Annotated in this window: 18 protein-coding genes and 1 pseudogene; 13 read left to right on the top strand and 6 right to left on the bottom strand. The window is 62.7% G+C overall.

What is annotated here, in order from left to right; genetic code table 11:
- Positions 1 to 172 precede the first annotated feature (172 nt).
- From GGD40_RS26390 to GGD40_RS26355, 8 genes are all read left to right on the top strand, one after another.
- Positions 173 to 1156, top strand: a complete 984-nt coding sequence (locus tag GGD40_RS26390; protein ID WP_179745630.1) for an ABC transporter substrate-binding protein — start codon at positions 173 to 175, stop codon at positions 1154 to 1156.
- Between the two features lie 7 nt (positions 1157 to 1163).
- The gene (locus GGD40_RS26385; RefSeq protein WP_035559865.1) at positions 1164 to 2027 is read left to right on the top strand and encodes an ABC transporter ATP-binding protein; all 864 of its coding nucleotides are present in this window, start codon (positions 1164 to 1166) and stop codon (positions 2025 to 2027) included.
- Entirely contained in the window at positions 2024 to 2782 is a 759-nt protein-coding gene (locus tag GGD40_RS26380) for an ABC transporter permease (RefSeq protein ID WP_179745629.1), read from the top strand. Before GGD40_RS26385 ends, GGD40_RS26380 begins: the two co-directional genes overlap by 4 nt.
- Positions 2779 to 3555, top strand: a complete 777-nt coding sequence (locus GGD40_RS26375) for an ABC transporter permease (protein WP_035559859.1) — start codon at positions 2779 to 2781, stop codon at positions 3553 to 3555. The genes GGD40_RS26380 and GGD40_RS26375 overlap by 4 nt, the downstream gene beginning before the upstream one ends.
- 13 nt (positions 3556 to 3568) lie before the next feature.
- Entirely contained in the window at positions 3569 to 4459 is an 891-nt protein-coding gene (locus tag GGD40_RS26370) for an isocitrate lyase/PEP mutase family protein (RefSeq protein ID WP_179745628.1), read from the top strand.
- Positions 4456 to 5874 carry a 3-isopropylmalate dehydratase large subunit gene (gene leuC / locus GGD40_RS26365; RefSeq protein ID WP_179745627.1) on the top strand — a complete coding sequence of 473 codons (1419 nt, stop codon included), beginning with the start codon at positions 4456 to 4458 and terminating at the stop codon, positions 5872 to 5874. The genes GGD40_RS26370 and leuC overlap by 4 nt, the downstream gene beginning before the upstream one ends.
- Complete coding sequence (leuD, locus tag GGD40_RS26360; RefSeq protein ID WP_179745626.1) at positions 5871 to 6491, top strand: 3-isopropylmalate dehydratase small subunit; 621 nt, start codon at positions 5871 to 5873, stop codon at positions 6489 to 6491. The genes leuC and leuD overlap by 4 nt, the downstream gene beginning before the upstream one ends.
- Before the next feature lie 80 nt (positions 6492 to 6571).
- Positions 6572 to 7477, top strand: coding sequence for an isocitrate lyase/PEP mutase family protein (locus GGD40_RS26355; protein WP_179745625.1), 906 nt, complete (start codon positions 6572 to 6574; stop codon positions 7475 to 7477).
- A gap of 134 nt (positions 7478 to 7611) precedes the next feature.
- Here the strand turns inward: GGD40_RS26355 and GGD40_RS26350 are convergent, their stop codons facing one another.
- From GGD40_RS26350 to GGD40_RS26335, 4 genes are all read right to left on the bottom strand, one after another.
- On the bottom strand, positions 7612 to 7893 hold the full coding sequence (locus GGD40_RS26350; RefSeq protein ID WP_035559837.1) for a DUF3303 domain-containing protein: 282 nt from the start codon (positions 7891 to 7893) through the stop codon (positions 7612 to 7614).
- Positions 7894 to 8214: 321 nt separating this feature from the next.
- Positions 8215 to 8433 (bottom strand): hypothetical protein, encoded by a 219-nt coding sequence (locus GGD40_RS26345; protein WP_179711679.1) that lies wholly within the window; start codon positions 8431 to 8433, stop codon positions 8215 to 8217.
- Positions 8434 to 8621: 188 nt separating this feature from the next.
- Positions 8622 to 8906 (bottom strand): hypothetical protein, encoded by a 285-nt coding sequence (locus tag GGD40_RS26340; RefSeq protein WP_179745624.1) that lies wholly within the window; start codon positions 8904 to 8906, stop codon positions 8622 to 8624.
- Positions 8907 to 9003: 97 nt separating this feature from the next.
- The gene (locus tag GGD40_RS26335) at positions 9004 to 9279 is read right to left on the bottom strand and encodes a hypothetical protein (protein ID WP_035559830.1); all 276 of its coding nucleotides are present in this window, start codon (positions 9277 to 9279) and stop codon (positions 9004 to 9006) included.
- A gap of 415 nt (positions 9280 to 9694) precedes the next feature.
- Here GGD40_RS26335 and GGD40_RS26330 point away from each other — a divergent pair, with 415 nt between their 5' ends.
- Complete coding sequence (locus GGD40_RS26330) at positions 9695 to 11788, top strand: serine/threonine protein kinase (RefSeq protein ID WP_179745623.1); 2094 nt, start codon at positions 9695 to 9697, stop codon at positions 11786 to 11788.
- Between the two features lie 70 nt (positions 11789 to 11858).
- Here the strand turns inward: GGD40_RS26330 and GGD40_RS37415 are convergent, their stop codons facing one another.
- Positions 11859 to 13040 (bottom strand): formylglycine-generating enzyme family protein, encoded by a 1182-nt coding sequence (locus GGD40_RS37415; RefSeq protein WP_373565423.1) that lies wholly within the window; start codon positions 13038 to 13040, stop codon positions 11859 to 11861.
- 42 nt (positions 13041 to 13082) lie between these two features.
- Positions 13083 to 13820 (bottom strand): annotated as a pseudogene (locus tag GGD40_RS37410) (caspase family protein); the annotation flags it as partial.
- A gap of 393 nt (positions 13821 to 14213) precedes the next feature.
- Here GGD40_RS37410 and GGD40_RS26320 point away from each other — a divergent pair.
- The 4 genes from GGD40_RS26320 (at position 14214) to GGD40_RS26305 (ending at position 17458) form a co-directional block, all read left to right on the top strand.
- Positions 14214 to 14717, top strand: a complete 504-nt coding sequence (locus tag GGD40_RS26320; protein ID WP_179711692.1) for a DUF4399 domain-containing protein — start codon at positions 14214 to 14216, stop codon at positions 14715 to 14717.
- A 46-nt stretch (positions 14718 to 14763) separates the two neighbouring features.
- Entirely contained in the window at positions 14764 to 15198 is a 435-nt protein-coding gene (locus GGD40_RS26315) for a DUF4399 domain-containing protein (RefSeq protein ID WP_179711694.1), read from the top strand.
- 280 nt (positions 15199 to 15478) lie between these two features.
- A complete protein-coding gene (locus tag GGD40_RS26310; RefSeq protein WP_179745621.1) occupies positions 15479 to 15754 on the top strand; it encodes a hypothetical protein in 276 nt (91 codons plus the stop codon).
- Between the two features lie 165 nt (positions 15755 to 15919).
- On the top strand, positions 15920 to 17458 hold the full coding sequence (locus GGD40_RS26305; protein ID WP_257030582.1) for an efflux transporter outer membrane subunit: 1539 nt from the start codon (positions 15920 to 15922) through the stop codon (positions 17456 to 17458).
- The last annotated feature ends 37 nt before the right edge of the window (positions 17459 to 17495 follow it).

The raw sequence follows: 17495 nt of genomic DNA, 5'->3' as shown, positions 1-17495 counted from the left end.
GTGCCGATGTTCTGTACTTTTAACGATTTAATGCATACATTAACTTACACGGTGAGCGGCGGAAGTCGACTTGACGATGCCGTTTTCTGACCCGTCGCCGGCGCCACGGCGCGCGGCGGCATAACGAAAATGACGGGCACTCAACCGTCAATCGTGGATGGAGACGAACCACATGAACGCGATTCGCAATGTCGTGCGGGGTATCTGCCTGAGCGCGACGCTGACGCTTGCGAGCGTCGGCGCCAACGCCAGTTCGCTGACGGTGACGCATTGGGGCGACGGTATGTACGGGGTGCCGTTCGCGGTTGCGCTGGACAAAGGTTTCTTCAAGGAAGAGAAAGTCGACGTCACCGGTTTCATCACGTCGGAAGGCGGTGGAACCAGCATTCGCAACGCGATGGCGTCCGACATTCCGTACGGCGAAGTGGCGTTGCCCGCAGCGATCGCCGCAGTGAAACAGGGCGTCGATCTGACGATCGTGCACGGCGGCGTGCAGAGTCTCGGCGACCTCGTGTGGGTTGAACTGAAGAACGGCTCGATCACCAACATCAAGCAGATGAAGGGCAAGACGATCGGCTACAGCAGTCCCAAATCGACGACCGACATGATCTCCACGATCGCGCTCGACCGCGTCGGCCTGCTGGGCCAGGTGCAGCGCAAACCGGTGGGCAGTTCGAGCGGCATGCTCACGTCGCTTCAGCAGGGTGCGGTCGACGTCGGCTACATGACCGAGCCGTCGTATAGCGCGAAGAAAGAGGGCCTACGTATTGCGTTTCGTTCGAACGACGTTGTGCCGAACGAAACGCAGACCGTCGGGATTGTCCGCACCGATTATCTGAAGGCGCATCCCGAGGTGATTCGCGGCATTATCCTGGCGCGCCGCAAGGCGGTGATCTACATGGCCGCGCATCGCGCCGAGGCCGCGCAGATCCTCGCCAAGGAGTACAAGATGGACCCGGCGGTCGCCGCGTCGGCCATCAACAACGTGCTCGACGCCGATCCGAAGTACTGGAGCGAAGGCAGTCTCGACTACAAGAGCATGGACGAAGTACTCAAAGGCCTGGTGCTGGTCAAGGCCATTCCCGAAGGGCCATTCGATTGGTCGAAGATCGTCGACGAGTCGATGTTGCCGGCCGATTTGCGCAGCAAGAAGTGAGGTCGCGATGAGCGCATTATCCCGCCAGAAAGCCAATATCTCGGTGGTCGCGCCGAGTGCGCTGTCGCCCGACGGCAAGCGCATCGAGGCCACACTCACCGACGTCACGCGAATCTATCCCGGCACCGGCGGCAAGCCGCCGTTTCACGCGCTTGGCCCAGTGAGCCTCGAATTGCGTGCGGGCGAGTTCTTCTCCGTGGTGGGACCATCGGGTTGCGGCAAGTCCACGCTACTCGACGTGCTGGCCGGTCTGAATCCCGCCAGCGGCGGAACCGTGACATTCGAAGGCAAGCCGGTCGGCGCGGAAGTGCCGGACGGGGTCGCCGTGGTGTTCCAGGAAGACGCGAGTTTTCCGTGGCTCAACGTGTTCGACAATGCCGCGTTCGCTGCGCGTCAGGCCGGCGTCGCCGAGGCGGAAGTGCGCGAGCGGGTCGACCACGCGCTGTCCTTCATGGGACTCAAGCGGTTTGCGAGCGCTTACCCCGCGCAGTTGTCGGGCGGTATGCGCCAACGGGTTTGCATCGCGCGAGCGATGGTGGTGCGGCCACGCCTGCTGTTGCTCGATGAACCGTTCGGCGCGCTCGATCAGCAAACCCGTCTGCTGATGGGCGACGAAACCCTGAAGCTATGGCGCGACACCGGCGCGACCGTGCTGCTGATCACCCACTCGATCGACGAAGCCGTGTTGCTGTCCGACCGCATCGGCGTGATGTCGGCGTGTCCAGGCCGTTTCATTGCGACGATCGACACCGGCTGGCCGCGTCTGCGCGACAGCACGACGGCGCTCGACGCGCGCTTCGGCGAATTGACCGCGCAGGTGTGGGGCTTGCTGCGCGAAGAAGCGCTCAAAGCACTCGGGAGCCAGCAATGAATACGGCCGTGCGTTGGCGGCTCGGCCTGATTGTCGGGCTGATCGTGCTGCTGGAGATCGCGAGCCGCGCCGCGTGGATCAATCCGGTCTCGTTCATTCCGCCTTCACGGATGATCGTGAGCGCCGTGCAACTGCTGGTATCCGGCGAATACACGTCGGACATTCTGCAAACCCTCGGCAGCGCGTTGCTCGCGGTGGCGCTGGCGGTGGTGGTGGGTTTTGTCGGCGGCGTGCTGCTGTTCCGGTTGCCGCGCGTGCGGCGTGTGCTCGACCCGCTGCTGCTGTCGTATTACGCGGTGCCGGTGTTCGTGCTCTATCCGATCCTGATCGTGCTGCTCGGCCTGAATCGCTGGCCGCTGGTGGGCATCGGCTTTCTGTTCGCGGTGGTCGCGATGGCGGTGAATACGCTCAACGGTCTGGAGCGCGTGCCGCGTGTGCTGCTGCGTACGGCCCGCGTGTGCCGTCTGAATACGTTCGATGAAATTCGGCTGATCACGTTGCCGTCGAGTTTGCCGTTTGTGTTTACCGGCATCAAGTTGACGGTCGTGTACGCATTTATCGCCGTCGTGGCCGGGGAATTCGTCTTGTCGGGTTCGGGCTTCGGCTACCAGATCGCCTTTGCGTACAACAACTTCGACAACCCGACCATGTACGGCCTGATGGTGCTGATGCTGCTGTTCGTCGGCACCGTCAACGCGCTGCTACGTTCGGCCGAAGCACGCCTGTACCGGCGGATTCGCAGGGAGGTGGCATGAGCACGATCGTCGTTGCGCACACCATCAAACCGCGGCACGCGCGACGCTGGCTCGACGGCGTTGTGCTGCTGGTCGTGCTGGCCGTGTTGTGGCAGGTATCGAGCGAGATGCTGGGTCCGGACGTGCTCACCACGCCGTGGCGCACGCTGGTCCGCGCGGTTCACATTGTCAGCGACCCGGATTTCCCGGCGAGTCTGTACGTGACCGCGTTCGCGTTCGGCTCGGCATTTCTGATCTCGGCGGTCTGCGGGGTGTGCCTCGGCATGCTGCTCGGCGCGCGCAAGCTGGCCGGCGACGTGATGGAGCCGCTGATGATGGGCTTCTATTCGATTCCCAAAGTCACGCTGTATCCGGTCGTGCTGCTCGCGTTCGGCTTGGGCCTGTGGGCCAAGATTGTGTTCGGCGTGATGCACGGCATCGTACCGATCACGATCTTCACGATGAACGCCGTGCGTAACCTGCCGCCCATTTACACGCGCGCGGCACGAACGTACCGGCTGAGTCCGGTCGCTTTCGCGCGTCGCATCCTGCTGCCCGCCTGTGTGCCGGAAGTGGTCGCCGGCCTGCGGATCGGCTTTTCGCTGACGCTGCTCGGCACGCTGATCGGCGAGATGTTCGCGTCGCAAAGCGGTATCGGCCACATGCTGATGATTGCGATGAATCGCAGCGAAACCAGCACGATCATGGCGCTCGCGCTGATGCTGTTCGTCTTCGCGACGCTCGTCAATCTGCTGTTGCTGGCGTGGCAACGGCGTCTTACTCACAGCAATTGAGCAGGAGCGTTCGATGAGTACTCCCGGAAAGCTGAAAGCGATTCTCAAGAGCGGACGTTTTGTCGTCGCGCCCGGTGTATTCGACATGTTCTCGGCGCGGGTCGCCGATCGCCTGCCGTTCGAGGCGCTGTACATGACCGGCTACGGCGTGTCCGGCTCGTATCTGGGCGTGGCGGATGCGGGTCTCGTCAGCTATACGGACATGGTGGGACGCGCGCGGCAAATCGCCGAAGGCATCGGCAAGCCGCTGATCGCGGACGCGGATACGGGCTTCGGTGGCCTGCTCAACGTGCGGCACACCGTACGCGGCTACGAAGCCGCGGGCGTGCAGGCGATCCAGATGGAAGACCAGGTGATGCCAAAAAAATGCGGCCACACGCAGGGCCGCCAGGTCGTGCCGCTGGACGACATGCTGAAAAAAATCGAAGTCGCGCTCGAAGCACGCCGCAGCGACGACATGCTGATCATCGCCCGGACCGATTCCCGCACCACGCTCGGCCTTGACGAGGCGATCCGGCGCGGCAAGGCGTTCGCTCGCGCCGGCGCGGATATCGTATTCGTCGAATCGCCGGAAAGCGCCGAGGAATTCAAGCGGATCGGCGGCGAACTCGCCGATTGCGGTGCGTGGCTGTTCGCCAATATGGTGCCAACGGGCCGCTCGCCGGTGGTTGCGAGCAGCACGCTGAAGGAGTGGGGCTTCAGCATCGCGATCTATCCGTCGATCGGCATGGCGGCGGCGACTTCCGCATTGGACAGCGCGTACCGTCATCTGCTCGAACACGGCGACTCGCTCGATCTGCAGGTGCCGTCGTTCACGATGGACCAGTTGCACGAACTGGTCGGCTTCCCCGAAGTGTGGGCGTTCGAGAAACGCCACGCGCAAAGCGGCGAGGCGGCATCATGAACGCGCCGCGCACGCTGTTCGACAAGCTGTGGGACAGCCATACGATTTCCCAACTGCCGGGAGGCGTCGACCTGTTGCAGGTGGATCGCAATCTGATGCATGAACTGACCGGCGTCGAAGCGATCCGCGTGCTCGAAGCGCGCGATTTGCCGGTCAGCAATCCGGAGTCGACCTTCGCGACGCTCGACCATGTGATCTCCACGCAACCCGGCCGCCGCGCCGGCGACGCGGACTGGAGCACGACCATGGTCGACGCGATGCGCGAGCAGATGACGCAGCACGCGATTCCGTTGTTCGATATTGGCGCGCAGGGCCGGCAAGGCATCGTCCATGTTATCGGTCCGGAGCTGGGGTTGTCGTTGCCGGGTACGTTGATCGTTTGCGCGGATAGCCATACCTGTACGCATGGCGCGTTGGGGGCGCTGGCGTTCGGCATCGGCTCGACCGAGCTGGTGCATGTGCTGGCAACGCAAACCGTGCGTCAGAAGAAACCGCGCACCATGCGGGTCCGTTTCAACGGCAGCGTTGCCGAAGGCGTGACCGCCAAGGACATGATTCTGTACGTGATCGGCGCGCTCGGCGCGAGCGCGGGAACCGGTTATGCCGTCGAATTCGCCGGCGCGGCGGTCGAGGCGCTCTCCATGGAAGCGAGGTTGACGCTCTGCAATCTGACGATCGAACTCGGCGCCAAGTTCGGCCTCGTCGCGCCGGATGACGTGACGTTCGCGTATCTGCGTGACCGCCCATACGCGCCGCAGGGCGCGAGCTTCGACGCGGCGCTGGAAGACTGGCGCCGCCTGCCGAGCGACGCAGGCGCGCGCTTCGACCGTGAAGTCGAGATCGACGCATCGGCGATTGCGGTGCAGGTCACCTGGGGCACGAGTCCCGAGCATGTGATCGCGATCGACGCCGCCGTGCCCGACCCCGTCGACGAATCCGATCCGGCGCGCCGTGAAGCGCTGCAGCGCGCGCTCGATTATATGGGCGTGCATGCGGGGCAGCATCTGGAGGAGCTGAGCGTCGACCGCGTGTTTATCGGGTCATGCACCAACAGCCGTATCGAAGACTTGCAAGCCGCCGCGCGCGTCGTCGCGGGACACCATGTCGCCGACGGCGTCACCGCGTGGGTCGTACCGGGTTCGTTGAGCGTCGCGCGGGAAGCGGAAGCGCAGGGCCTGGCGCAGGTATTCCGTGCAGCGGGCTTCGATTGGCGCGAGCCCGGCTGCTCGATGTGCGTCGGCGCGAATGGCGACGTGGTGGGACGTGGCGAGCGTTGCGTGTCGACGTCGAATCGTAACTTTGTCGGCCGGCAAGGACCGGGTGCGCGCACGCACCTCGCGAGTCCCGCCGTCGCAGCAGCCAGCGCGCTGGCAGGCCATATCGCCGCGCCCGCGCGTGCCGGAGTCGCACGATGAAAGCGTTCACGGTAGTCAAAGGTCCGGCCGCGCCGCTGCTGCGCAATAACGTCGACACCGACCTGATCATTCGCATCGAACGAATCTCGCAACTCGTGCGCGGTCAACTCGGCCCGTGGTTATTCGAAACGCTGCGGTATCGCGACGGCGGTCCCGAGCAGGGCGAGCGCGAGGACTTCGTATTGAATCAGCCCGCTTTCCGGCACGCATCGATTCTGCTGGGCGGCGCGAATTTCGGTTGTGGCAGCTCGCGTGAAATGGCGGTGTGGGCTCTCGAAGAATTTGGCATTCGCTGCGTGATCGCGCCTTCGTTCGGCGATATCTTCTTCAACAATTGTCTGCAGAACGGGCTGCTGCCGGTGTGTCTCGATGCCTCGACGATCGAGTCGCTCGCTGCCGCCGCGGCGGACGGCGAGCCGCTCGAAGTCGATTTGCGCGCACTCGAAATTCGCGCGCGCGGATTGCCGTCGATCCCGTTCGAATTCGACGCCGCGCGTCGCGCGGTGCTGCTCGAAGGACTCGACGAGGTCGACCAGACGCTGCGTCTTGCCGGCGATATCGACGCTTTTCGCCGCGAGGATCGCGCGAGGCGTGCCTGGGCTTACCTGCCGCGATAGCGCGCCGACGTCGGGCAAGCGCGAGCCGTTGCGCGAGCTACACGTCACGAACTGATCCGACCTTGACTGGGAGAAGCACCGTGAGCCGTTCCGCACGTTTCAGAGAGTTGTTGAAGTCCCCGCCCTTTGTTTGCCTCGGCGCGCACGACGCGTTGACCGCGAAGCTCGCCGAACAGGCGGGCGCCAAAGCGATCTACGTGAGCGGGTTCGCGGCGTCCGGCATTCTGGCCGGCGAGCCGGATGTCGGCCTGCTGACGCAGACGGAGATGTTCGATCACATCCGCCGGATTTGCCGGGCGACGTCGCTGCCGGTCTTCGCCGATGCCGACACGGGCTACGGCGGCATTCTCGACGTGCAGCGCACGATTCGTCTGTGGGAAGAGGCGGGCGCTTCGGTCCTGCATCTGGAAGATCAGGCCGTGCCGAAGAAATGCGGCCACTTTGCGGGCAAGCAGGTGATTCCCAAAGAGGAGATGCAGGCGAAATTGCGCGCCATGCTGGCCGCGCGAACCGATCCGGATTTCTTCGTGGTGGCGCGCACCGATGCGATTGCCGTCACGGGAATCGACGACGCGATCGAGCGGCTGACGGCCTACGCCGAAGCCGGCGCGGACGGTCTCTATGCGGATGCGCCGGAAAGCATCGAGCACATGCAGGAACTGGTGCGAAGACTGAAACCGCTTGGCAAGCCGATCCTGTTCAACATGGCGCGCACTGGCAAGAGCCCTTATCTGACGCTCGATCAGGTGTACAAGCTCGGCTTCGACTACACGCTGTGTCCGATCGAATCGATGCTCGCGACGCACAAGGCCGTCAAGGAGATGATGGAGATCTTCTTGCGCGAAGGGTCGACCGATGCGGTCGCGGATCGTCTCACGTCGTTTACGGACTTCAACCGCTTTGTCGGCCTCGACGAAGCGGTCGCGATAGAAGCGTCGTATAACGTGGCGAATGCGGAGCTGGAACGTAAAGTCGACGCCGCGTGAAGCAAGACGATGCTGGAGCGGCGCACGGTTTCGCGCCGCTCCAATGAACGTTCCCCGCTTCGTTCCCGCTTATCTAAACTATCTGAACGACACGTCCCCGCACAGACGCGAAGAACTCGCCTGTTAACTATTAACTAGTGCGATGCCTGATGTTTGCCGAGCGCCGCGCCGAGTTCCTCGTCGGTCATGGCGGGGACAATGCTCATGGTCAGCAAGTCGCCCCATTCGAGCGCCAGTGCCGACAGTCCCCGCGCGTCGTCCGTCTCGACGATCGCGAAGCCATGCAGACCCGCAGTTGCATGCCAACGTCCGAGTAGGTTGACGCCTTCCGGCGGCTTGCCGCCCGTTTTCATGAAGCGTTCGATCACGGAACGCTCCGCAGTGGGCAGACCATTCCATTGCACGATAAATTTCATGGGGTGTCTCCAATCGTGAGTTCGCAATGGCGGTGCGTGGCACGCCGCGATCACAAATGCGCCGACAGGCTGTCCGAATAACGCGTGCTATTGGCGGACGGCGAGAATCGAACCACGTGGCGTCCTTATCAGCATAGGTGAGTGCGCGATGACTAATGTCGCTGCGTGCGGACAATCGTCAGGCCGAAAAAGCAGATGCCCCGTCGAGCTGAATGCATGACGGGGCATCGTATTTCCAAATTGCGGACCGCTCTTGCGTCCTATAGGTAGGCGCCTTGTGCGCGGCCTCCGAAGCGCATGACGTCAATGCCTCAACGGCCACTAGCCGCGCGGCGTTTTGCGTTGCATCGCGGCCTTGGCGATCGCCTGATGCGCGGCAGGAAAGCCGGGCGGGTAATCGACAACGCGGGCCGAAGCGGGCACCAATGGCACGGCCAGACTCGAACGCGCGCCGATTCGTGCGCCGCCGACAATGGCGGCCATCGCCTCGCGGTCGAGTTCGACGTTGTCGCTGAGGTCTTTGATGACGAGCTGGGTCATGGCGGCTCCGTAAAAAGAAGTCGAGCGGCTGGCCGGTGCGATGGTCCGGACGCCGCTCGTTGTGCTGCTGAATGTGCTGAGGTCTCCTCGCACAAGCAGTATAGGAAATCTGCTCAGGGCTCGCCCGATGTTTATGCACGAGCCGCCGCGGCGTTGCGCAATCCCCGGCGCGTCGCGACGGCGGTTCGTCACACGTTGGCGAAGTTGGCGCCCGACAGCGAAGGGCTGACGTCCAGGTGCAGCGGCACGAAGCCCGCGCCGATCACGCCGACGTTGTTGAGTGCGGCAACGTTCACGTACTGCATCTGGTTGAGGTTCTGGTTGATCGAGACGTTGACGTTGGCGATGCCGCCGAGGCCGGCGATCGACGGCAGGCCAGGCACGCTGCTGCCGGTGCCGCCGACTACCGCCGACATGGCGCGCCGGTCGAGCTCGCGGGTGCGGGACAGATCGCGAATCATGAGGGATGACATGGTGACTCTCCAAAGGTGCGCGGAATACGAATGGGGTCCTGAAGCGGCGAAGCGGGCCGTAGAGGGCACATGGCCCGATGCTTCGCCGCGCCGGGCGTTACACGTGGATGTTGTTGCTCGACGTGATGCTCGGGTTGATCGTCGACGTCAGGCCGGCGGCGAAAGCGACGTTGTTGGCGTTCGCGTTCTGGATGTTCATCGACGTGTTGATCAACTGGGTGGCGTCGACGGTCTTGCTGTTGTTCGGCGCGACGACCGGGCTGAAGTTGAAGTACGAGCTCGTCGGGTAGCCGTAGCCGCCGCGTACGGCGCTCATGGCCTTGCTGTCGAGTTGAGCGGTGATGGACAGGTCTTTGATGGTCAGCGTGTTCATGGTAAATCTCCTGGAAGAAAACATCACAGTGTTGCGGTTGGGTTCGAGCATCTTGTCTGCTCGAGTGTCACTAATGCATGGGCTGTGCCAGTTTTATTCAAGGTTCCTAATAAAGTTTTAGAAAGCCTGCTGTGTAAGGCTTTCGCGTTGAATGAACAGGGCAGGCAGATAGCAGCGTCATGTCGCAGCGATTCGAGACTGATGGCGCGCACCCGACAAACACGCGCAAGCTGTTGGCTATCTCACGACACCGCCGCGCGGCACACGCAGCGGGGCAATCCTGGTTTGCGAAAGCGCCGACCTGGCGCTAGTATCGAACCGGCATATGTAACGGGTTACGACAGGTTCTCTCCCAGCCGGAGCGGCGTCGGCCGCGTGATATCCGGCTCAACGGCAGCGGCAGCGCTTTGCAGACATGGCTAGCCTTGCGCGTGTGATTCACGACTTCCAGAGCGGCGAGTTGTCCCGTGACGAGTTCGTCGCTCAACTCGACAGCACGTTGACGACCGAAGGACTCGGCCCCACGCAGCTGCTGGAGATGCTCGGCAGTGCGCAACGCAAGGCGCCGCTTCCCAACGATCTGTATGTCGAAGTGCGCCGCCGCATCGAACAGTTGCGCGTGTCGAACGTCGCCGCAGGTGGCGAGGAAACCGGCATTCAGACCACGGTCGACATTCCGTCGTTGCACGGCATGGGCGGCGGTTACGCTGCGAGCGCGAGCAACGCTGCCCATGCGCCTGGCGCAGCCGGAGTCGGACACGATCAGGTCAAAGGCACCGGCGATACGCTGAACAACCGCTTCGTGCTCGAGGAATGTCTCGGCGTGGGCGGCATGGGCACGGTGTACAAGGCGCTCGATCTGCGCAAGCTGGAGGCGTCCGATCGCAAACCGTATCTCGCGATCAAGGTGCTCAACGTCCAGTTTCGCGGTAACCCGAACTCGCTCGTTGCGTTGCAGCGCGAGGCGCGCAAGGCGCAGGTGCTCGCGCACCGCAACATCATCGCGGTATACGACTTCGATCGCGACGGGCCGATCGTCTATCTGACGATGGAGTACCTGACCGGCAAAGCGCTCAGCCAGCTATTACGCACGCCGGGCTATCAGGGCATGCCGGTGCGCGCGGCGCTGCCGATCGTGCGTGGTATGTGTAGCGCGCTCGCTTATGCGCATGAGCGCGGTTTCGTCCATTGCGATTTCAAGCCGGCGAACGTGTTTCTCACGACGAATGCCGAAGTGAAAGTGATCGACTTCGGCATTGCCCGCGTGTTTCAGCGGCCGGAAGAGGAGAGCGACGCGACGGTCTTCGACCCCGGCAGCCTTGGCGCGTTGACACCCGCGTATGCAAGTCCGGAGATGATCGAGCATCGCGAGCCGGACCCGCGTGACGATATTTACGCGCTGGGCTGCATTACGTATGAACTGTTGACCGGTCATCATCCGTATGACCGATTGTCGGCCACGCAGGCGCGCAACGCGGATTTCAAGCTGCAGCGACCACCTAATCTGGACACGAAACAGTGGCGTGCGCTGCGCGCCGCGCTGTCGTTCGATCGCAATACGCGCATGCCGAGCGTGACGCGCTTCATCGCCGAATTCGACAATGAAGCGCGTGCGGAGAAGTCGGGTACGTTGGCGAAGGCGGGGCTCGCGGGGTTCGCGGTGGTGTGTGCCGCGGTCGTCGGCGTGTTCGCGCTGCGGTCGGCGCCGAGTCGGCAAGGGGAGACGGTGGCGTCGGACTCGGGGGCGTCCTCCGCTTCAGGCGGCGCGTCGCCTCGCGTCGCGCTTGCTGCGCCACCCATCACACCGCCCACGCCGCCCGCACCCAAACCCGCGCTGACCTTGGCTGCGATCGCGCCGGCGTTGGCGCAGGTGCCATGCTCCGCGCTCTCCGCATCGACTCAGGATCATTCGCTGTCTGTGCGCGGCTATGTCTCGCAGCGCTACGGAGCGGCGCATCTGAAGGACACGTTGTCGGCATTGCCGGGCGTCGATGCGGTCGCGCTCGACGTCGAACCGCTCGCCGACGACAAATGCGACACCGTCAAAGCACTCGCCCCCTACTGGACGCGCAACTGGCAAGCAGGCCATGTCGCGGCGCTGCATGTGCGGCCGCCCGGTGGACAGCTCACCGAAGGCAACCCGCTGGTCGTGGATGTGGTCACGCCGGCCTACGACTCGTACGTGAATCTGGACTATTACCAGCTCGACGGCAGCGTCGTGCACATGGTCCCGAGTCCGCGCGCGAAAGACAATCAGGCGCCGCCGCACTATTCGGCGACGATCGGCAGCGCGGGCGACTGGATCATTTCGAAGCCGTTCGGATCGGAGATGGTGGTGCTGCTGATCACACCCGTCGCGCTATTCGACAAACCGAGGCCCGAAAGCGAACCGCGCGCCGATTATCTGCGCGCGCTCCAGGCGCGGCTCGCGCAGATCGGCGGTAAATATGGCCAGGACCATATCGTCGCCGATTTCGCACCGATTACGACGAAGCCCGCGACGCCTTGAGCGGAAAGTCTGGCGAGTGGACGGACCTGGCGAGCAGAGGCGGCGAACCGCTCGATCGAATCACTTCGAATCACTTGAGATCTTTGACGACCCGCAGACCGTCTTGCGATTGCCGTACGCCCGAGCTGTACTTGAAGCGCGTCGCACTGAGCATGTAGTCGCCGCCCTCGCGCCAGGAGCCGCCGCGAATCACCCGCATATCGCAGCCGGGGCTGTCCCACACATGACCGTCGACGGGCGCGCCCTGGTAGCTGTTGTGCCAGCAGTCGGCCGTCCACTCCCAGACGCCGCCGTTCATGTCGTACAGGCCGAGCGGATTCGGCGCGAATGAACCGGCGGCCTCCGGTCCTTCCTTGTGCCAGGGATCGCCGCAGTCTTTGCAATTGGCGTTGCCCTTGCGCATCTGATCGCCCCACCAGTACTTCGTGGCGGTGCCGCCGCGGTCCGCGTATTCCCACTCGGCTTCGGTGGGGACACGGTAGGGCTTGCCGGTGATTTTGCTCAGCCACTTCACGTATTGCTGCGCGTCGTCCCAACTGAGATCGCGCGCGGGTGCAGCCTTGTTCGGATTGTTCTCCGGCGTGAGCTTTTGACACGCGTTGGCGGCGACGCACGCATTCCACTGGTCGACTGTCACCGGGAATTTGCCGATCGCGAACGGCGCGCCGATCGTCACATGGTGGACGGGTTTCTCGGAGGGGTCGTCGGTATTGCTGCCCATTGCGAACGCGCCGGCCGGTACGGGGATCATGATCGGACAGGTGGCACAGTCGCGGCTTTCACCGGCGCTGGGGGGATGTACCGCGGGCTTTTGCGCGACGGCCACGGCGGGTGGGGCGGCAGGTGGGGCGGGGGCTGCGGTCGGTGTGGGAGCGGGGCGCGGATGGTCCTGCGCGGGAGTGGCGGCCGGAGTGGCCGGTTTCACGGCTTGCGGTGCGGCTATCGGTGCGGTTGAGGGCGCCGCAGCCGACGTCGGCGCACTCGCCGCCGACGCGGCACGCAAGCGGTCGATACGCGCATGTGCAAGCGTAGCGAACCGACCGTTCGGATAGGCCTTCAAATAGGCCTCGTAATCGCCTGGGTAGTTACTGTCCTTGATCGAATTCCAGAAAGTGATCTCGTACTGCTCGCTGCTATCTTTCGGAAGAATGCCGCGGCTATGCAGGTCGACGACGCTGTTGTCGCCGACGGAATGCGTGGGAGGTTCAACGGCATCCGCGTAGTTGGACTCGTGAGGCAGCGACGACGCAATCCACGGGGTTTGCTCTCCACCAGTCGCGCTACCAACCCGAATCGCGACGCGTTGCAGCAGAGTCGCCAGCGAGTCCGTGGGCGCATCGTGAAGCGCATGTAGCCATTCGTTTGTATAGACGCCGTGCTGCGTGCCGTCCGCTGCAAACCCGCCGGGCGCCGTTGCGTACGCAACTACGGTGTTGGCCGGAAGCTTGAGTGCGGAAACGGTTGCGCTTGCCGAGAACGGATTGTTCAGACATGTATCGAGGATCACGAGATTGAACTGGCTGTGACGCGGCGAAGCCATTGCCTGCACAACCAAATTCAAGTCGAGGCCGTTACGCACTAATTCGGCCGGTGCGTCTAAGTCGAGGCCAGCGGGAACCAGCAGCGTTTGCCCGTCGATTTGCATACCGTGTCCGGCAAAATAGAAGAGCCCGACACCCCCCGCTTGCAGCCGCCGATGAAATTGCGCAATAGCCTGCCGCATTTGCGACGGCGACACATTCGTCCGCAGGATGACTTCAAAGCCGAGCGCGCGAAGGCTATCACGCATGGCTTCGGCATCTCGCGGCGCATTATCGCGGACCGCATCTACTTTCGCATCCGGCTGATGGCCATAGGCGCCATTGCCAATCACAAGCGCAACACGCGGCGAACCTGAATTATCGCGTCGTAGCGTGAATGGCGAAATCGCGCCGTTTAAACCTGGGGCGGCATTCGCCGTAGTGTCACTCACGCCGTCGCGTTGTGTTGCGGCGCGAGCAGTATCCGAATGCGCCTGAATTGCCCCGGCCATGCATACCAGCAGGAATATTCGCCACATCTTCACATCCTGTTTGATCCGGACAGAACATAGGCATTCGAGGACCGCGACGCACGCCGCAATCGCCGGAGTACATCGGACAAGGTATCGATGCCGCTATCGACCATCCATCTGCAACCTGTTAATAACGATAGCACGCGCTTTGCGCGTCACCAGGGTCTGCTTCTCCTCATTGCGCTATACGGTTAACGAGTGTGGCGTATCTTTTTGGCAAGTTACGTCCTAAGCTAATTCACAAAGTAACGCGGTACGGTCGTTTTAACTAGGCGGCCGGCCCATCGAGCGAGCGCCCGCGAAATTCGGCTGGAACACTCGGTCTGCCTTGCGCGGCCGAGATGGCCATGACCCTCTTCGGGAGAGTGCGCTATGCGAAGAACTCACACCCACGTCGATCCCGACAAGCAGCATGACGCGGCGGCGCATTTCGCCACGCGTCGTACCGCTTTGTGCGCGATTCTCGCTGCGGCGCTTGGTTGCGTCGCGTCACGCGCGGCCTTGGCGGCCGCGCAAACTCCTTCGCCGCCGGGCGCCGAGGAGTACATCATCTGGCCGCCTGACGGCGCGGTGATTCACGGCGGCAAGCTGTGGGTCCGCATGGGGCTGCGCAATATGGGCGTGTGTCCGAAAGGCGTCGTGTTTCCGAACACCGGGCATCACCATTTGCTGATCGATACCGACCTGCCGCCGCTCGACCAGGAAATTCCGTCGGATCGCAATCATCTGCACTTCGGCGCAGGCGAAACCGACGCGCGTATCGAGTTGCCGCCGGGCAAGCACACGTTGCAGCTCATTCTCGGCGACCACAACCACGTGCCGCATGTCCCGCCCGTGTACTCGAAAAAGATCACCATCACCGTGCAAAAAGACTAGCGCCGCCCGCTGCTTCCACGCGGGCCGTCAGGACGGAGAGACCTTCATGTTCAAGATCATCGCGGTCGCGGCGCTCATGGCGTCGGCGGCTTTGATTTCGTCGATTCCCGCCACCGCCGGTACGACGCCGTCGCCGGCCGGCGCTCATGCCTACATCGGCTATCCGAACGATGGCCAGGTGGTCGCGGCCAACAAGCCCTTCCGCGTCTGGTTCGGTTTGCGCTACATGGGCGTGGCGCCGAAAGGCGTCAAGTATCCGAATACCGGCCACCATCATCTGCTGATCGATACCGACCTGCCGCCGATGGATCAGGAAATTCCGTCGGACCGCAATCATCTGCATTTCGGCGCGGGTGAAACGGAAACCATGATTCAGTTGCCACCGGGCAAGCACACGCTGCAATTGCTGATGGGCGACGACATGCATGTGCCGCACAACCCGCCGGTGTACTCGAAGAAGATCACGGTGATCGCGCGATGACGTCGCGCGATGACGGTCTGCGCGACTCAGTGTCACGCCGCGACCAACAGCATCACACCGGTTGTTGGCGGCGAGCCACCACTCTCAGCACGCCGTTTCTCTGCCATGGTTTGCCGAGCAACCGGACGACTCCCCGCAGCCCTTTATCCACAGCGGTTCGGTGATTTATTTAGGAGCGTGAAGCGAAACTGGCACAGCCCATGCATTAGTGACACTCGAGCAGACAAGATGCTCGAACCCAACCGCAAGACTGTGCAGCTTCCCTTCCAGGAGATTTACCATGAACACGCTGACCATCAAAGACCTGTCCATCACCGCTCAACTCGACACCAAGGCCATGAGCGCCGTGCGCGGCGGCTACGGCTTCCCGTCTTCGTCGTACTTCAGCTTTGCGCCGGTGTACGCGCCGAACAACAGCAAGACCGTCGACGCTACTCAGTTGATCAACACGTCGATGAGCATCCAGAACGCCAACGGCAACAACGCGGCCTTCGTGGCCGGCGTCACGACCACGATCAACCCGCATGTGACCGCGAGCAACAACATCAACGTCTGAACGGCGTTGAAAACCGCGGAGGCCTCGACGGCTTCCGCGGTTCGCACACCGATCGCACGTTAATCGCTCCTCAAAAAGATTCCGCAATCAATCGTTCTTTTCACGCCCCCCAACGCGCCGACGCCACCGCCCGATTCCCTGCACAGCTTCAGGCTTCTTCAATGCATGAAGCCGTGCGCGAAGCGGCAGATCGACACGGTGCGTTTTGCTCATGCAGCGAAATGGGTGTCATCGGAGACCATCGTGTCAGCGTTGCTTGATTTCCCGGTCCGTCAGCGCTTCTGCAAAGCCTCGGCGCACACCCTGCGCGCCGTTTGCGCGGCGACGCTCTGCACGCTTTCGCTGGGCGCGTGTATCGACGTCAGCATGCCCGCTTACCAACGTCCCGATACACCGGCGAAAACCGCATGGTCGGACCAGAAAGGCGCACCGGTATCCGCCGCCGCGACGATCGAACCCGATTGGTGGAAGGGCTTCCGCGATCCGTATCTGGACACGTTGATCGCGAAAGCGATCGCCGGCAACTTCGATATCAAGGTGCTGGCCGCGCGGATCGACGTCGCCGGCACGCAGATCGGCGAAGCCAAAGCAGGCGGTTTACCGACCATGGATCTCGGCGCCGGCGCCGACTTCGAAAAGTCCACCGGCCAGACCTTCTCGAAGCAGTACAACCTCGCGACTCAGGTGAACTGGGACATCGATATCTGGGGCAAAGTCGAAAAAGGCGTTCAGGCGCAGAAGGCCGAATTCCATGCCAGTGAAGCAGATTGGCGCGCCGGCTACCTGGAGTTGGTATCGAACGTCTCCAGTACGTACTTTCAGATTCTCCAATTCGACGACCAGATCGAGCAGCAGCAGAAAACCCTCGCCACCAACAAGCTGATTCTCTCGATCTACGAAGGCCAGCGCCGCAACGGCATCGTGCCGCAAACCCAGGTGCTGCGGCAGCAGGCGGAAATCAATCGCCTGACGAACCAGTTGCTCGAACTGCACCGTTCGCGCGATATCGCCAATAACGCGCTGTGCACGCTGATCGGCGTGCCGGCGGGGGAATTTCAACTACCTAAGGGTCATTTGCAGCAACGCGTGCAATTGCCGGCCGTCCCCGACGGCCTGCCCGCGCAACTGCTCGCACGGCGTCCCGACGTGGTGGCCGCGGAGTTCAGAGTGCTCGAAGCGTACAACCTGGTCGGCCAGGCGAAGCTCGCGCAATTACCTACTATCAGCCTCACCGGACACGGCGGCACGGCCAGTTTCGCGCTGACCGACCTGCTGAAATCGTTCACCTACGGCTTCATGCCGAGCATCAATATTCCCCTGCTCGATCCCAGCGTGCGCGCGCATGTGAAAGTCACCAAAGCGGAATCGACGGTGGCGGAACAGCAATATCGCGTGGCCGTGATGGGCGCGTTCGAGGAAGTGGAGAACGCGCTGGTCAATCTGAACTCGCACAAGCAGCAGCGTGTTGAGTTACAGCAGCAGGTGGACCGCTTGCAGATCGTCGCGGATCAGATCCAGTCGCAATTGCGCCTCGGCGTGGTATCGCAACTGGAGGTTTTCGAAACCGAACGCACGCTGCTGGACGCACAACAGTCTTTACTCGCCAACCATCAACTGATTCTGTCCGACACCGTGCTCCTCTATAAAGCGCTCGGCGGCGGTTGGCCGAGCGTCGACGTGCAGGCCGAAGTAAAGGAACAGTGAGGGAACACTTAGCTAAACCGCAACGTGGCGCGCAGCG

Source organism: Paraburkholderia bryophila, assembly GCF_013409255.1.
Classification (GTDB): Bacteria; Pseudomonadota; Gammaproteobacteria; order Burkholderiales; family Burkholderiaceae; genus Paraburkholderia.
This window is presented reverse-complemented; position numbering and strand designations above follow the sequence as displayed.

Coding starts and splice junctions, on each gene's coding strand:
- GGD40_RS26310 (WP_179745621.1), top strand. CDS start 15,479: ATGAACACGCTGACCATCAAAGACCTGTCCATCACCGCTCAACTCGAC.
- GGD40_RS26315 (WP_179711694.1), top strand. CDS start 14,764: ATGTTCAAGATCATCGCGGTCGCGGCGCTCATGGCGTCGGCGGCTTTG.
- GGD40_RS26320 (WP_179711692.1), top strand. CDS start 14,214: ATGCGAAGAACTCACACCCACGTCGATCCCGACAAGCAGCATGACGCG.
- leuC (WP_179745627.1), top strand. CDS start 4,456: ATGAACGCGCCGCGCACGCTGTTCGACAAGCTGTGGGACAGCCATACG.
- GGD40_RS26340 (WP_179745624.1), bottom strand. CDS start 8,906: ATGTCATCCCTCATGATTCGCGATCTGTCCCGCACCCGCGAGCTCGAC.
- GGD40_RS26385 (WP_035559865.1), top strand. CDS start 1,164: ATGAGCGCATTATCCCGCCAGAAAGCCAATATCTCGGTGGTCGCGCCG.
- GGD40_RS26305 (WP_257030582.1), top strand. CDS start 15,920: ATGAAGCCGTGCGCGAAGCGGCAGATCGACACGGTGCGTTTTGCTCAT.
- leuD (WP_179745626.1), top strand. CDS start 5,871: ATGAAAGCGTTCACGGTAGTCAAAGGTCCGGCCGCGCCGCTGCTGCGC.
- GGD40_RS26335 (WP_035559830.1), bottom strand. CDS start 9,279: ATGAACACGCTGACCATCAAAGACCTGTCCATCACCGCTCAACTCGAC.
- GGD40_RS26380 (WP_179745629.1), top strand. CDS start 2,024: ATGAATACGGCCGTGCGTTGGCGGCTCGGCCTGATTGTCGGGCTGATC.
- GGD40_RS26390 (WP_179745630.1), top strand. CDS start 173: ATGAACGCGATTCGCAATGTCGTGCGGGGTATCTGCCTGAGCGCGACG.
- GGD40_RS26375 (WP_035559859.1), top strand. CDS start 2,779: ATGAGCACGATCGTCGTTGCGCACACCATCAAACCGCGGCACGCGCGA.
- GGD40_RS26350 (WP_035559837.1), bottom strand. CDS start 7,893: ATGAAATTTATCGTGCAATGGAATGGTCTGCCCACTGCGGAGCGTTCC.
- GGD40_RS26330 (WP_179745623.1), top strand. CDS start 9,695: ATGGCTAGCCTTGCGCGTGTGATTCACGACTTCCAGAGCGGCGAGTTG.
- GGD40_RS26370 (WP_179745628.1), top strand. CDS start 3,569: ATGAGTACTCCCGGAAAGCTGAAAGCGATTCTCAAGAGCGGACGTTTT.
- GGD40_RS26345 (WP_179711679.1), bottom strand. CDS start 8,433: ATGACCCAGCTCGTCATCAAAGACCTCAGCGACAACGTCGAACTCGAC.